Below are 13,703 nucleotides of genomic sequence, written 5' to 3' on the forward strand. Positions count from 1 at the left end.
GAACTGTCTGGTGGAGCCTAGGGGAGTCGAACCCCTGACCTTTTCATTGCGAACGAAACGCTCTACCAACTGAGCTAAGGCCCCGCGGCGCCGGCATCGGCCGAAACGCGCTCCACCATCATACGACGACCGGCCCGCTAGCGCCCAAATCACCCGGAGGGCCGGGTGGCCACCCTTTGTGAACGGCGCACAAAGGGCATCTGACATGGAGTGTTACGCACCCGCTTGTCAACCGGTTTGAAGTTGCTGATGCAAACATGAGAAGCTACAGCGTCCGGTCGAGCACCGGATCCGGTGAGTGCGAGCCCCCAAGGGTGCGTGCCCGAGGTACCCCTGAGGTACTCCTCGGCGCATGCAGACCCGCTCCGTGGCTCCCGCCGGAGGCGGCCCCCAAGGGCCAGCCGGACCGGTCCTTGCAGGCCGGTCGCGCCGGTCCGCGAGGACTGACGCGTGCGATCCGAGAGGGGACGCCGCCAGCTCAGGGAGGCGTCGTCGGAGCGCTGTCATTGTCGCCGACAGAAAGGGACGGGATGCCACCCGTACAGGAATTCAACCAACTGGGAATCATGGCAGTGGTCCTGCTGCTGATCCTCTTCTACGGCGGAACCATGTGGATGTCGGTGAGGATCAGCCAGAAGAACGAGAACGCCGACGGGTACATGACCGCCGGCGGCAACATCGGATTCGGCATCTCGGCGGCATCGATGACCGCCACCTGGATCTGGGCCTCCTCGATGTACGCCTCCGCCACCGCGGGGTACACCTACGGCGTCGCCGGCCCCATCCACTACGGGCTCTGGGGAGCCCTGATGATCCTGTTCATCTACCCGTTCGGCAAGCGCATCCGCAAGGTCGCCCCGAAGGCCCACACGCTCGCCGAGGTCATGTACGCCCGGCACGGCCGCTCCTCCCAGCTGATGCTGGCCGGCTCCAACGTCCTGGGCTCCCTCATCTCCCTGACCTCCAACTTCATCGCCGGCGGCGCGCTGATCTCCATGCTGTCCCCGCTCAGCTTCGGGGCGGGCATCGTCATCGTGGCCGGGGGCGTGCTGATGTACACCCTGTGGTCCGGGTTCCGCGCCTCCGTGCTCACCGACTTCGCCCAGGTGATGTTCATGCTGGGCGCCGCCGTCGTGATCATCCCGGTGATCTTCTTCGTGGCCGGCGGGCCCGGCATGTTCGAGGCCGGCGTCGCCGCGGGCACCGTGACCCCGGAGCAGGGCAGCTTCTTCTCCTCGGACGCCTTCATGAACCAGGGCGCCCCCTACATCGCCGCGGTGCTGGCCTACGCCATCGGCAACCAGACCATCGCCCAGCGCCTGTTCTCCGTGCGCGAGGACCTCATCAAGCCCACGTTCGTCACCGCCACCATCGGCTACGGCGGCGCCGTGATCGGCATCGGCATGCTCGGCGTGATGGCCCTGTACCTGGGCGTCGAGCCCATGAACGGGGACGTCAACAACCTGATCCCGCAGATGGCCGGCACCTACCTCGGCCCGGTCCTGCTGGCCCTGGCGTTCCTGATGATCATCGGCGCCCTGTCCTCCACGGCCGACTCGGACCTCGCCGCGCTGTCCTCCATCGTCATGTCGGACATGTACGGCCAGTCGGTCGGCAAGGACAAAGTCAAGCCGAAGACGATGCTGCTCGTCGGCCGCGTCAGCATGATCATCGCCACCGCCGCCGCGTTGTACTTCGCCACCGCGCAGTTCAACATCCTGGACCTGTTGGTGTTCGTCGGCGCGCTCTGGGGCTGCCTCGTGTTCCCGGTGATCGCCTCGTTCTACTGGCCCAAGGTCACCAACGCGGCCTTCAGCGTCAGCGTCCTGGCGGCCCTCGTGGCCTTCCTGCCGGTGCGCTTCGAGTGGATCCCGTTCACCGGCGCCCTCGGCTTCGGCGTGGAACTGCTGGCGACGATCGGCATCGGCGTGGTGCTGGGCATCATGTCCTTCGGCTTCTTCGGACTGAAGCCCGCCGTGATCATCGGCGGGGTGGCCACCGTGGTCGCCGCTCCGTTCACGTTCTTCTTCCTGCGTGACTACACGGTGCTCTCGGCCTCGCTGGTCGCCTACGCGGTCTCGTTCCTGGTCTGCTACCTCATGTCCTTCCGTTCGAAGCAGGACTTCGACTTCGACGTCATCAAGGACATCACCGGCGAGTTCGACCCCGAGCACCCGGCCCCCGCCCAGGGTGCCGACGAGCCCGAACTGGCCACCCGCGGCGCATCCGCCGGTGGTGCCGGGACCGCCGGTGACACCGCTCCGGGCAGCCGGCGGGACTGACCCCGCCGCGACCCCGGACCCATCGCAACTCCCCGTCCCCTGAAAGGACTCACATGACCATCGGACTGACCCTCTACGTCCTGATGTGGCCCGTCATCGTGGCCGTCATCCTCTTCCTCATCGCGCGCGGCTTCTTCCGCGACGTGTCCCAGGCCAAGAAGGAGGGCCGCCCGGTCATCTGACCGGGGCACTGCGGGGCCCGGGGACCATCCGGCCCACGACGACGGGGCGTCACCTTGCGTGGGTGGCGTCCCGTCGTCGTTCCCGCCCGGCCCGCGGAATCGTGCCCTACGACGCGTCCGCGGCCTCGTCGGTGGCCCGGACGCCCAGGTACACCAGGAACCCGTCCGGGTCGCGCACCTGGGCCACGCGTTCCCCCCAGGGCATCTCCTGCGGGGGCGCGACGATGGTGGCGCCGGCGGCATGGGCCCGGCGGGTGACCTCGTCGATGTCGTCCACGTAGAACCACAGGGCCGCCCGGGAGTCGTTGCCGCCGATGTCCAGCTCCCGGCCGATCGCCAGGAAGGCCCCGCCCATCCGCAGCACGACGAACACGTCCCGCGACTCGTCGTCCGGAGCGGGGAAGCCGTAGGTCCGCACGGCGTCGAAGGCATCCCGGTAGAACCTGACCAGACGGGGCAGGTCATCGGTCTTCAGGATGGGGAAACCACTGCGCACGACCATGCGCGACAGCCTATGTCAGCCGATGTCAGGGCACCACGGCGCCCCGCCGTCACCGGTCACCCCGGCCTGATCCCCCGCCGGTCCGGCGGCGGGTCAGCGCCCGGGCGGGGCGCACGTCCACTCCAGCCCGGCCACGGGCGAACCCTCGGTGCAGGCCGCCCCCACGCGTTCGCCCTCCACCGGTTCGGCCCCGTCCCAGGCCACCGCGAAGGGCAGCTCGGCGATCTTCAGCCAGCGCTGCCCGTCCACCACGCCGGTGGCCTCCACGTGCCCGGAGGCGTGGTGCAGGCCCGTGGCCGTCAGCGCCACCACCGACCCGATGATCCCGCCGACCACGAGCATCGCGGACAGCAGTGCTGCCATCGCCAGGCCCACCCGGTTGCTCGCCGCGGCGCGATCCGGGCGGGTCTCCGGCCCTCCCCCACCGGTGACACCGGACCCCTCCTCCCCGGCACGGCCGCCTGCGCCGCCGGGCCGTTCCCGGCGCACGGCGGTGACCAGCTGGGGGATCACCACGACGGCGGCGACCAGCCCGAGCACGCCGGCCACGGCGCACAGCACGAGCAGCGTCCAGTCCGTGGTGGCGCCGGTCTGCTCCAGCTGGATGTCGTAGATGCCCATGGTTCCCTCCGGTCGTCGGGTGCGTGTCAGCGGGTCGGTCGGTGTCAGGGGGTCGCGTCAGGGGGTTGCGTCTGGGGGGTTGCGTCAGGGGTCGCGTCAGCGGTTCGCAAAGTGCACGATCGTGCCGATGGCGAAGGACGAGGCCGCCAGGGACGCACAGGTGAACTCGACGAGGATGCCCAGGCCCATCGACTTCAGGGCCTCCCACGAGGAGCGGACGGCCAACCTCAGGTCACGGCGGCGGACCAGTTCGGCCACGAGCAGGCCCGCGGCGAAACCGACGAACAGGCCCACCACCGGGATCACGAACATGCCGACGATCCCGCAGACCACGCCCACGAGGATCGGGCCGTGCGGGATCTGTTCGCGCCGCATCTTCCGGCCGGTCAGCACCGCCGAGGCGCTCATCCCGGCCACGGCCAGGCCGGCCCCGACGATCGCGGCGGTCCACGCCGCGGGCGAGCCCAGGATCCAGGCCCAGGCGATGAGCGTGATGATGGTCAGGACGGAACCGGGCAGGATGGGGAAGACCGTGCCCAGCACGGCCACCGCGAGCAGCAGTCCGGCGATGACGGTCGTGATGATCTGGTAGTCCACTCCCTCAGTATGCGCCCGCCCCCTCGCTGATCAGGACCTGCCCGCCGCCAGCCCTCCCGCGGACGACCCGGTGGCGGTAGCGTCGGTGCATGCTCATCGGCGTTCCCACAGAGATCAAGAACAATGAGTTCCGCGTCGGCCTCACCCCCGGCGGCGTCTCCGAGCTCGTCCTCCACGGCCACGATGTGCTGGTCCAGTCCGGTGCCGGGATCGGCTCCGGCATCACGGACGCCCAGTACGCCGACGCCGGCGCACGACTGGCCGAGAGCGCCGAGGAGGTCTGGGACCAGGCCGGGCTCCTGCTCAAGGTCAAGGAGCCGGTGGACGGCGAGTTGCAGCTGATGCGCCGCGGCCAGGTCCTCTTCACCTACCTGCACCTCGCGGCGGACATGGCGCTCTCCCGGGCGGTGCTGGACTCCGGCGTCACGGCGATCGCCTACGAGACCGTCACGCGCGGCAGGGCCCTGCCGCTGCTGGCCCCGATGAGCCAGGTCGCCGGCCGGATCGCCCCGATGGCCGGGGCCTACCACCTGACCCAGGCCCAGGGCGGCTCAGGCATCCTGATGGGCGGGGTCCCCGGGACCCGGCGCGGCCGCGTCGCGGTGATCGGGGCCGGCGTCGCCGGGGAGGCCGCCGCGGTGATCGCGGCGGGACTCGGTGCGGACGTGACCGTGCTGGACATCAATCTCGACCGCCTGACCCAGCTGGACACCGTGTACCAGGGCCGGTTGCGGACCATGGCGTCCTCGACGCTGAGCATCGCGGAGGCCGTGGCGGACGCGGACCTGGTGATCGGCTCGGTCCTCATCCCCGGTGCGGCGGCGCCGAAGCTCGTCACCGCGGACATGGTCTCTGCGATGCGCCCTGGCTCGGTGCTCGTGGACATCGCCATCGACCAGGGCGGCTGTTTCGAGAACTCCCGGCCGACCACGCACGAGGACCCCACCTACCGCGTCGGCGAGCAGGTCTACTACTGCGTGGCCAACATCCCGGGCGCCGTCCCGCAGACCTCCACGGCCGCCCTGACGAACGCCACCCTGCCCTACGTCCTGAAGATCGCCGACCACGGATGGCACGCCGCGCTGGCCTCCGACGAGGGCTTCACCGCGGGCCTCAACGCCCACGGCGGCGTCCTCACCCACCGCGGGGTGGCGGACGCCGTCGCCGGACCGCTGGGACTGGACCTGGACTCGGCCTACCGGCCGGCGTCGGAGGTCGTGTCCGGCTGAGCACGGGCCCGGGCCGCGGCGGCGCGCCCGGCCACGGCCCGGGCACGGCGCTGGGTCCGGGAGGCGCGCAGCAGGGCCATCCCGCCGGTACGCCACAGCACCAGGACCGCGACGCCGGCCAGGGCCAGGACCAGCGCGGCGGCGGCCCAGGGACTGGCCATGGCGGTGGTGATGACGGCCCAGACCACGGCCATGCCGACGGTGCCGTAGATGACGCCCCAGATCAGTGCGCCCACGAGCATGGCGGGGATGAACCGGCGCCAGCGCATCCGGGTGATGCCGGCGGTGCTGATCACAGCGGTCTGGAGGCCGACGGTCATGAAGCACAGGGGGATCGCCCACGGGCCCCAGCGGTCCACGAACCTCATGGCGCGCAGGTAGAGCGGCCCGGACAGGTGCCGGCGCAGGGACGTGCGCTCGGCACCGGCGGCGATCCCGCGCGCGAGGGCATAGGTGGTGGTCGCGCGGACGATCGCCAGGGACCAGAACAGCAGGATGGCCCAGCCGAGCGGCAGGGAGGCGATCCAGTCCATCATGGTTCGAGTCTAGGCGCGGCGCTCGTCTAGGCTCAGGGGCATGAGCTTGACGCGAACACCACGCCGACCCCTTCTCGCCGTCGCCGGCCTGGCCGCGGCGCTCTCCCTCGGCCTGACCGCCTGCCAGGTCGCCGACGTGCCCACCGAGACCCCGGCCCCGGCCTCCTCGCCTGCCAGTTCGAGCGCGAGCTCCAGCGCCAGCCCGTCAGCCTCCGCGTCCAGCCAGGCCGCGTCCCCCACCGAGACGCGGGCCGCCTCCGCGTCGGCGTCCGAGTCACCATCGGCGTCGGCCGCACCCACGTCCGAGGCCCCGGCCTCGTCGTCCCCCACGGCCTCGACACCGGCCGCGGCCCCGTCCTCCGCCGCGGCCGCAGCCGGCGAGGCCACCGTCTACTGGGTGTCCCCGGCCGGGTCCGGTCATCAGGGCGTCGAGTTCCCCGGGTGCGGTGAGCTGCTGGTCGAGTCCACCGTGAAGGCGTCCGGCTCCGGTGAGGTCGGTACCACCGAGCGCGTCGAGGCCGGCATCGAGGCCCTGCTGGAGGACCGGACGTACGAGCACTCCAACGGCCTGATCAACGCCCTGTACCAGTCCGAGCTGAGCGTGGAGGACGTCTCCATCGAGGGTGACACCGTCACCGTGGACCTGACCGGCCAGCCGATGTCCGCCGGCAGCTGCGCCGATCCGCAGATCATCGGCCAGCTCGAGTACACCGCCACCGCCAACGCCGGCACCTACACCGCCGAGGTGCTCGTGGACGGCACCCCCATCCAGGAGTTCATGAGCCAGAAGGGCTGACCCCCCAGCTGGAGACACGACGAACGCCCCGGGCCCTGGCCCGGGGCGTTCGTCGTGTCAGCCCGTCCGGGGGCCGGCCGTTCAGGCGCTGCGCAACCCTGCGGCGGCGTAGCGCGCGTAGTCCTTGGCGGCACCGCTCGAGAGGGTCCGGGTGACCTCGGACGCGGCCTGCTGCAGAGCCTGGACCCACTCCAGCACGGTGGCCCCGCCCACTCCCGAGGGCAGGTGGCACAACCGCAGCACCAGGCCGGAGTTGGTGGGTTCCCCGGCGCCGGGGGCGAAGACCGGGACCACCACGCTCGCCAGGTCGATCGAGTGGTCCGCCGCGCTGACGGACCCGCCGAAGAAGTGCCCCGCCCCCGCGATCGTGGTGCGCACGGCGCGGTCCCGCACCGGCGTCAGCTCGCCGTGGGCGTACTCGCTCAGGGCCTCGCCCAGGGCGGCGTACCCCTCCGGGTCCTGGTCCACCCGGGAGATGGCGTATCCCTGGGCCCGGACGCGCTCGGCCGCCTCGCGGTAGCCGGCGATCACCTGCTCGTCCTGCGGGAAGATGCGGGAGACCCAGCGGTCCACCTGGTCGGGGCTCCAGGCCACTGCGGCCTCACCCAGCGGGGGCAGGAGCGGGACGCGCACGCCGATGCGCTCGTCGGCGTCGGTGTCCCCGCCGTACGAGGTGGCACCGATGGTCTGGTCCACGGCGCTGATCTGCACGAGGGCGGCAGCGGTGCAGCCGAACTGCTGGGCCAGCCGGTCCAGTTGCGGGCGGGCGGCCTCCGCCACGCGCACCGCGGAGATGAGGGACTCGTCGACGTGGGCGGACAGTCCCGTGGCGGAGAAGCCGCCGTAACCGCCCTGGAAGAACAGCAACGGGGTGACCGGGCGGTTCACCGCGATGTCGTCCACCGCGACGAGGGTGATGTAGTGGTCCCCCGCCTCGACCTCCCGGTCGATGCGGCCGTGGATGTGGGCCACGGCGCCGGAGATCATCGGCGCACCCGCCTCCGAGAGCGTCCAGTCGACCTTGTCGAACTTCTGCGGGTCCTTGGAGGCCAGCGTGCGGCAGGCCTGGAGCTGGTCGTGGGCGAAGACGCTGATGCACACCCGGTCGGCGGCGCGCAGCCTCGGGTAGGTCGACGAGGTCGTCATGGGCATGAAGGAGACCAGCGGGGGTTCCAGCGAGACGGAGCTGAAGGTGCCCACGACCATGCCCACGGGGGTGCCGTCGACCATGGCGGTCACGACCACCACACCCGTCGGGTAGTGCCCCATGACGTCTCGGAACGCCCGGGGGTCGAAGGTGGTCGGGGTGTCGAGAGTCGTGTCGCTCACGGGGTCCTCCTCGAGGCTGGTCGTCGCCGGCTATCCGGGCAACATTTTGCACTGTCGCAGTAAGAATATATTTGTGGCGACGATCACGCTACCCCTCGAGTCGAGTTTTTTCAGCAGGCGTCAGGACGGGCCCGTCTCGAGAAATGTTTTCCGTACATATTTTACAAACTCGTTGACAGTGTCTGAGATCACATCCAGTATGGATTCTCAGTCCCCCCGCTCGCGCCGCCCACGGCGAGCGTCCGCCCGTTCCCGGAGAGCCCTCGTGAATCGACTCAGGTCCGCCCAGCCCGCCCTGCTCCTGTTCCTGTTGTTCATCGCCGCGTTCTTCGGCTACCCGCTGCTGATGCTGGTCTACGGTGCATTCCGCAGCGGTCAGCCCGGGACCGCCGGGGAGTTCGGGCTCTCCGGTTTCGTCAACGCCTACGGCGACCCGGCCACCTGGAGCACCCTCTGGGCCTCGGTCCTGTACGCCCTCGGGGTGCAGGCCATCGGCATCGTCGGCGGCTTCGTCCTCGCGTGGCTGGCCACGCGCACGAACACCCCCGGGTCCCGCACCATCACGATCACGATGGTCACGATCTTCGCGATCCCCACGCTCTTCTTCGCCATCAGCTGGGGGATGCTCACCGGCCCGACCGGACTGGTGACCCAGGTCCTGGGCACCGGGCCGGACGGCCAGGTCCGCTTCGACGCCCTGTCCTGGGCGGGACTGATCCTCGTGAGCGGCCTGAAGAGCGTGGCGGTGATGTACCTGCTGCTCATGGGCCCGGTGCGCGCCCTGAACCGCTCGATGGAGGAGGCCTCGCTGCTCTCCGGTGCCGGCAGGGTGCGGACCTTCCTGGAGATCAACATCCCGATCCTGCTGCCCACCCTGTCCGGCCTGGCCATCCTCGGGTTCGTGAACTCGCTGGGCCAGCTCGACGTCGCCCTCATCCTGGGCGTGCCGGCCGGCATCTACGTCTTCCCCACCCAGATCTACGACTTCCTCGCCACCACGCCGATCCGCTACGACTCCGCGAGCGCACTGGCCCTGCTGCTGATCGCGATCATCTACCTGCTGGTGATGATCCGGTCGAAGGCCCTCGGCAACCGCAACTTCATCACCGTCACCGGCAAGGCCTACCGCGTGGAGCGCGAGGACATCGGCCGCTGGAGGTGGGCCGGCCTGGCGCTCTTCCTCGTGTACGCCGCCGTGGCCCTGATCCTGCCGCTGGTGCAGCTGGTCATCGGGTCCTTACAGCCCATCCTCGGCGTCACCGGGTTCACCCTGCGGCACTACACGGAACTGCTCACCACCCCGAGCGTCCTGCGCGCCCTGCAGAACACCTTCTTCGTGGGCATCCTGGCCGGGTTCTTCGCCACGGTGCTGGCCGTGGTCATCAGCTACGTGGCGCTGCGCAGCAAGCACCGGTTGTCCAAGGTCCCGGAACTGATCGTCTGGGCGGTGGTGGCGGTGCCCGGCATCGTCCTCGCCCTGGCCATCACGTGGGCCTACCTGAGCGTGCCGGGCCTGCGCACCCTCTACGGCTCCGTCTGGATCGTGCTGATCGCCCTCGTCATCGTGGTGACGCCCATCGCCCAGCGCGCCACCAGTGGACCGGTCGGCCAGCTGGCCGTCGAGCTGGAGGAGTCGGCCCGCGTCAGCGGCGCCTCCCCGGTCCGCATGATGACCAGCATCGTCGTCCCGCTCATCGGCCCCACGTTCCTGGCCTCCTGGTTCATCACCGGCGTGATGGCCGCCGGCAGTCTCGACATCCCGATCCTGCTGTCCAGCACCAAGACGGAGACCGTGTCCCTGCTGGTCTACAACTACTACACCCAGCTCGGCAACGGCTCCCGGGCGGCCGCACTGCTCTTGCTCCTGCTGGCCCTGCTGGCAGTGGGCGGCGCGATCCTGCTCGGCGCCGGGCGCCTGCTGCGCTGGCGGTCCGAACGCCGGACCCGTTCCCGCGGCGACCTCGTGGCCGCCGTCCGGCCGCCGTCCGGCACCGCCCGGACCGCGGCCCTGCCCCACCCGACCCCCACCCCCGACGACGCCCGCGCGGTCAGCGCGGCCGGCACCCGATAGGAAGACCCATGGCAAGAGTCAGCATTGAGTCCCTCGAGAAGCGGTACTCGCCCCAGGCCGTCCCGGCCGTGCCCTCGCTGGACCTGCAGATCGAGGAGGGTGAGTTCCTGACCCTGCTGGGTCCCTCCGGCTGCGGCAAGACCACGACGCTGCGCTGCGTGGCCGGACTGGAACGCCCGACGGGCGGCCGGGTCTCGATCGGCGACGAGGTGGTCGACGCCCCCGCCCAGCGCACGCACGTCCCCCCGGAGAAGCGGGACATCGGCATGGTCTTCCAGAGCTACGCGCTGTGGCCGCACATGTCCGTGGCCGCCAACGTCGGCTACCCCCTGCGCATGCGCAAGGTCAGCGTCCCGGACCGGGCGCGCCGGGTCCGCGACGTCCTGGAGCTGGTCGGGCTCGATGAGTTCGCCGGACGGATGGCCACGGACCTCTCCGGCGGCCAGCAGCAGCGCGTGGCCCTCGCCCGGGCGCTGGTCGCCAACCCGCGGCTGCTGCTGTTCGACGAGCCGTTGTCCAACCTGGACGCCCGGTTGCGCCAGGACATGCGCACCGAGCTGCGGGACATGCACCGCCGCGTGGGCACCACCTCCCTCTACGTCACCCACGACCAGGAGGAGGCGGTCTCGCTGTCCACCCGCATCGTGTTGCTGAACAAGGGACGGATCGAACAGGTCGGCACCCCGCGGGAGATCTACTGGCACCCCGTGTCCCACTTCGTGGCCGACTTCGTGGGCTACGACAACTTCCTGCGGGCCACCGTGGTCACCGCCGACGACCACGGGATCTCGGTCCGCCTGGACGACACCGAGCTGCGCCTCGACTGCCCGGCCCGCACGGGCCTCGCGGCCGGTGACGCCGTGGAGGTCGCCATGCGCTCGGCCTCGGTGATCATGGGCGAACCGGCCACGGCGATGCCCAACCGGTTCACCGGCACGGTGACCGACATCGTCTACCTCGGCGACGAGTACATCTACGCGCTGGAGGTGGGGCCTCAGCGGTTCTCGGTCTCCCTGCGCACGGCCGAGGTGGCCAACATCTGGCCCAACGGCTCGCCCCTGGTCGGCCAGGACGTCATCGCCGGGATCCCGGTCGACTCCCTGGCCTGCCTGCCGCTCTGACCGCACTCCCCTTCCCCCTTCCCCCGCATCCCCCGCGGGAATCCCCCATGAAAGGTCGATCCATGAAATCACGCACCCTCCTCACCACCCTCGGGCTGGCCTCAGCACTCCTCCTGACCGGTTGCGGCGGTGACGCCCCGGCCTCCGAGGGACTCGGCGAACGCGACGGGGTCGAGGCCGCGGCCGGGCTCGGCGGGGCCGAGGCCCAGGCCCAGTTCGAGCAGATGTACGCCGAGGCGGTGGAGAGCGGTCAGACCACGGTGAACGTCTACACCCCGCTGACGGCGACCTGGCCGGGCGTGTTCGAGGCCTTCCAGGAGCGCTTCCCCGAGATCCGCGTCGAGCCGCTGCAGGTCGTCGGCGCCGAGCTGGACACCAAGGTCTCCCAGGAGCAGGCCTCGGGACAGCGGATCGCCGACGCGGTGATCACCGGTGACGCCGGGGCCGTGGCACTGGCGGGCCGGGACTACTTCGCGGAGTTCCGTCCCTTCAACGCGGAGGACCTCACGAGCGATCCCCAGTTCTCCCTCGAGGCGGGCACCCTGACCGCCGTCTCCGCCTCTCCCCGCGGGTTCGTCTACGACACGCGCCAGGACGTCGGCCTGGTCCCGGCCAGCTGGCAGGACCTGCTCGACCCGGCCCTGAAGGGCAAGATCACCATGACCGATCCGGCCACGGACGGGGGCGGCATGCAGTGGGCCGACCTGGTGCTGCACGACGAGTCCCTGGGCGAGGACTACCTGACCGACCTGGCCGCCCAGGACGTCGTCATCTCCTCCAACACCGCGGAGTGCCACAACGCCGTGGTCCAGGGCCGCGCCTACGCCTGCATCATGGGCGCCATGGGCAATTACCTGAGCCTGACCGGGGACGGGGCCCCGGTGGAGATCACCTACCCCGTAGAGGGCGGCAACTGGGCGACCTACTGGTACGCCGGGGTCATCGACGAGGCGGAGAACGCGCAGGCCGCCGAACTGTTCACCACCTGGCTGAACACCCCGGAGGCCAACGAGGTCAAGGCCGCGGCCGGACACGGCCCGGTGGCCAACGCCGAGGACATGGACCTGCCCTTCGAGAACCCGGTGGACGTGCCGCTGCTGCCCCGTCCGGACCTCGCCGACGTGACGGACCGGCAGAAGTCCAGCCAGTCGGTCATCGCGGGCATCTTCGGCTGACCCCTTCGCACGCGGCCACGGTGGGGGTCACCGGTCAGCCGGTGGCCCCCACCGCCGTCCCCCGACCAGCACCAGCACCAGTGGACAGGACACCCATGGACCAGCATCGGGCGCAGGGCATGCGCGTCGTCACCCTCGGCACGGCGGGAGGCCCGCTGTTGCGCCCGGACGGTGACCCCCGGCACCGCAGCGGGATCGCCACCGCCGTCATCGTCGAGGGCGCCGTCTACCTCGTGGACTGCGGCCACGGCGTGGCCCTGCGCATGGCAGAGGCGGGGCTGCACCCCACCGACCTGGCCGGGATCTTCATCACCCACCACCACTCCGACCACACCATCGACCTGAACTCCGTCATGGTGCTCGGCGGCCTCGCCTTCCGCGGCCAGGGTGAACGCACCGTCCCCGTGCTCGGCCCGGGCCGGCGGGGAGTGCTGCCCCCGGCGAACGGCCACGACGGGACGGCACCGGAGCCCATCTTCCCGGACGCACCCACCCCGGGCACCGCGGACCTGGTCGAGTCGCTCCTGCGGGCCCACGCCACGGACCTGAACGACCGGCGCCGGGACTCGCGCGCGCCGGACCTCTCACGCATCTTCCGGGGGGTGGACATCGCCATCCCACCCCACGCCGGGTTCCATCCGGACGCGGCCAACCACCCGGTGATGGAACCGTTCGAGGTCTTCGCCGACGAGCGCGTGACGGTGACGGCCATCCTGGTCCAGCACCAGCCCATGGCGCCGGCCTTCGCGTTCCGGTTCGACTCCGTCCACGGCTCGGTCACGGTCTCCGGGGACACCGCGCCCAGTGAGAACCTGGTCCGCCTGGCCGCGGGGTGCGACCTGCTCCTGCACGAGGCCATCGACCTCGCATCGGTCGCCGCCGGGTACCCGCAGGCGACCCCGCGGGACCTCGAGGCCAGCATGGGCCACCACCGGCGCGCGCACACCACGCCGGAGGACGCCGGGCGCCTCGCGACCTCCGCGGGCGTGCGGACCCTGGCGCTGCATCACCTGGTCCCGGCCCACGCCCCGTCACAGGCGTGGCAGCGGGCAGCGGACACCTTCGCCGGTGAGCTCCTGGTGCCCGCCGACGGCGAGTCGATCGAGATCGGCGCCCGGCCCGCCGGTGCTCCACCACGGCCCACGGCGGAGGAGGCCCGCCTCCGCTGACGGGGCGCCCACAGCTGGCGGTGTCAGAATATATTCTCTATTGACCTATGCATACACAGCGCATTAGTGTGCTGTATCAAGTGATATGCATTA

The 13,703-nt window shown here is 70.7% G+C and carries 13 protein-coding genes and 1 tRNA gene; 8 read left to right on the forward strand and 6 right to left on the reverse strand.

The window, feature by feature from the left end; translation table 11 throughout:
- Positions 1 to 8: 8 nt before the first annotated feature.
- Positions 9 to 84: transfer RNA gene (locus tag PLJ28_RS07330), tRNA-Ala, on the reverse strand.
- A 482-nt stretch (positions 85 to 566) separates the two neighbouring features.
- On the opposite strand from PLJ28_RS07330, the gene PLJ28_RS07335 reads away from it, so the two are divergent.
- Together PLJ28_RS07335 and PLJ28_RS07340 are read left to right on the forward strand one after the other, a co-directional pair.
- Entirely contained in the window at positions 567 to 2,282 is a 1,716-nt protein-coding gene (locus tag PLJ28_RS07335) for a sodium:solute symporter family protein (RefSeq protein WP_255459696.1), read from the forward strand.
- 53 nt (positions 2,283 to 2,335) lie between these two features.
- Entirely contained in the window at positions 2,336 to 2,464 is a 129-nt protein-coding gene (locus PLJ28_RS07340; RefSeq protein WP_221243760.1) for a putative transporter small subunit, read from the forward strand.
- 106 nt (positions 2,465 to 2,570) lie between these two features.
- Here the strand turns inward: PLJ28_RS07340 and PLJ28_RS07345 are convergent, their stop codons facing one another.
- The 3 genes from PLJ28_RS07345 to PLJ28_RS07355 form a co-directional block, all read right to left on the reverse strand.
- Entirely contained in the window at positions 2,571 to 2,966 is a 396-nt protein-coding gene (locus PLJ28_RS07345) for a VOC family protein (RefSeq protein ID WP_183528984.1), read from the reverse strand.
- A gap of 93 nt (positions 2,967 to 3,059) precedes the next feature.
- A complete protein-coding gene (locus PLJ28_RS07350) occupies positions 3,060 to 3,587 on the reverse strand; it encodes a hypothetical protein (protein ID WP_183528986.1) in 528 nt (175 codons plus the stop codon).
- Positions 3,588 to 3,683: 96 nt separating this feature from the next.
- Complete coding sequence (locus PLJ28_RS07355; RefSeq protein ID WP_183528988.1) at positions 3,684 to 4,184, reverse strand: DUF456 domain-containing protein; 501 nt, start codon at positions 4,182 to 4,184, stop codon at positions 3,684 to 3,686.
- 89 nt (positions 4,185 to 4,273) lie between these two features.
- Between PLJ28_RS07355 and ald the strand changes: the two genes are divergently transcribed.
- Complete coding sequence (gene ald / locus PLJ28_RS07360) at positions 4,274 to 5,413, forward strand: alanine dehydrogenase (RefSeq protein WP_183528990.1); 1,140 nt, start codon at positions 4,274 to 4,276, stop codon at positions 5,411 to 5,413.
- On the opposite strand, the gene PLJ28_RS07365 is transcribed toward ald, so the two are convergent.
- The gene (locus PLJ28_RS07365) at positions 5,380 to 5,949 is read right to left on the reverse strand and encodes a DedA family protein (RefSeq protein ID WP_183528992.1); all 570 of its coding nucleotides are present in this window, start codon (positions 5,947 to 5,949) and stop codon (positions 5,380 to 5,382) included. The genes ald and PLJ28_RS07365 overlap by 34 nt on opposite strands.
- 40 nt (positions 5,950 to 5,989) lie before the next feature.
- On the opposite strand from PLJ28_RS07365, the gene PLJ28_RS07370 reads away from it, so the two are divergent.
- Complete coding sequence (locus tag PLJ28_RS07370) at positions 5,990 to 6,745, forward strand: GerMN domain-containing protein (protein WP_183528994.1); 756 nt, start codon at positions 5,990 to 5,992, stop codon at positions 6,743 to 6,745.
- Between the two features lie 81 nt (positions 6,746 to 6,826).
- Here PLJ28_RS07370 and PLJ28_RS07375 read toward each other — a convergent pair whose 3' ends face one another.
- The gene (locus PLJ28_RS07375; RefSeq protein WP_183528996.1) at positions 6,827 to 8,074 is read right to left on the reverse strand and encodes a flavin reductase family protein; all 1,248 of its coding nucleotides are present in this window, start codon (positions 8,072 to 8,074) and stop codon (positions 6,827 to 6,829) included.
- Between the two features lie 265 nt (positions 8,075 to 8,339).
- Between PLJ28_RS07375 and PLJ28_RS07380 the strand changes: the two genes are divergently transcribed.
- From PLJ28_RS07380 to PLJ28_RS07395, 4 genes are all read left to right on the forward strand, one after another.
- The gene (locus PLJ28_RS07380; RefSeq protein ID WP_298044195.1) at positions 8,340 to 10,145 is read left to right on the forward strand and encodes an ABC transporter permease; all 1,806 of its coding nucleotides are present in this window, start codon (positions 8,340 to 8,342) and stop codon (positions 10,143 to 10,145) included.
- An 8-nt stretch (positions 10,146 to 10,153) separates the two neighbouring features.
- Entirely contained in the window at positions 10,154 to 11,266 is a 1,113-nt protein-coding gene (locus PLJ28_RS07385; RefSeq protein WP_183529000.1) for an ABC transporter ATP-binding protein, read from the forward strand.
- A 62-nt stretch (positions 11,267 to 11,328) separates the two neighbouring features.
- A complete protein-coding gene (locus PLJ28_RS07390) occupies positions 11,329 to 12,441 on the forward strand; it encodes an ABC transporter substrate-binding protein (RefSeq protein ID WP_298044194.1) in 1,113 nt (370 codons plus the stop codon).
- 95 nt (positions 12,442 to 12,536) lie between these two features.
- Positions 12,537 to 13,610, forward strand: coding sequence for an MBL fold metallo-hydrolase (locus PLJ28_RS07395; RefSeq protein ID WP_183529004.1), 1,074 nt, complete (start codon positions 12,537 to 12,539; stop codon positions 13,608 to 13,610).
- Positions 13,611 to 13,703: the final 93 nt, after the last annotated feature.

The organism is Citricoccus sp., assembly GCF_035445025.1.
Lineage (GTDB): Bacteria > Actinomycetota > Actinomycetes > Actinomycetales > Micrococcaceae > Citricoccus.

Excerpts from the sequence above, each read along its gene's own strand:
- PLJ28_RS07350 (WP_183528986.1), bottom strand. The coding sequence starts at position 3,587 with ATGGGCATCTACGACATCCAGCTGGAGCAGACCGGCGCCACCACGGAC.
- PLJ28_RS07335 (WP_255459696.1), top strand. The coding sequence starts at position 567 with ATGGCAGTGGTCCTGCTGCTGATCCTCTTCTACGGCGGAACCATGTGG.
- PLJ28_RS07385 (WP_183529000.1), top strand. The coding sequence starts at position 10,154 with ATGGCAAGAGTCAGCATTGAGTCCCTCGAGAAGCGGTACTCGCCCCAG.
- PLJ28_RS07345 (WP_183528984.1), bottom strand. The coding sequence starts at position 2,966 with ATGGTCGTGCGCAGTGGTTTCCCCATCCTGAAGACCGATGACCTGCCC.
- ald (WP_183528990.1), top strand. The coding sequence starts at position 4,274 with ATGCTCATCGGCGTTCCCACAGAGATCAAGAACAATGAGTTCCGCGTC.
- PLJ28_RS07370 (WP_183528994.1), top strand. The coding sequence starts at position 5,990 with ATGAGCTTGACGCGAACACCACGCCGACCCCTTCTCGCCGTCGCCGGC.
- PLJ28_RS07340 (WP_221243760.1), top strand. The coding sequence starts at position 2,336 with ATGACCATCGGACTGACCCTCTACGTCCTGATGTGGCCCGTCATCGTG.
- PLJ28_RS07365 (WP_183528992.1), bottom strand. The coding sequence starts at position 5,949 with ATGATGGACTGGATCGCCTCCCTGCCGCTCGGCTGGGCCATCCTGCTG.
- PLJ28_RS07395 (WP_183529004.1), top strand. The coding sequence starts at position 12,537 with ATGGACCAGCATCGGGCGCAGGGCATGCGCGTCGTCACCCTCGGCACG.
- PLJ28_RS07390 (WP_298044194.1), top strand. The coding sequence starts at position 11,329 with ATGAAATCACGCACCCTCCTCACCACCCTCGGGCTGGCCTCAGCACTC.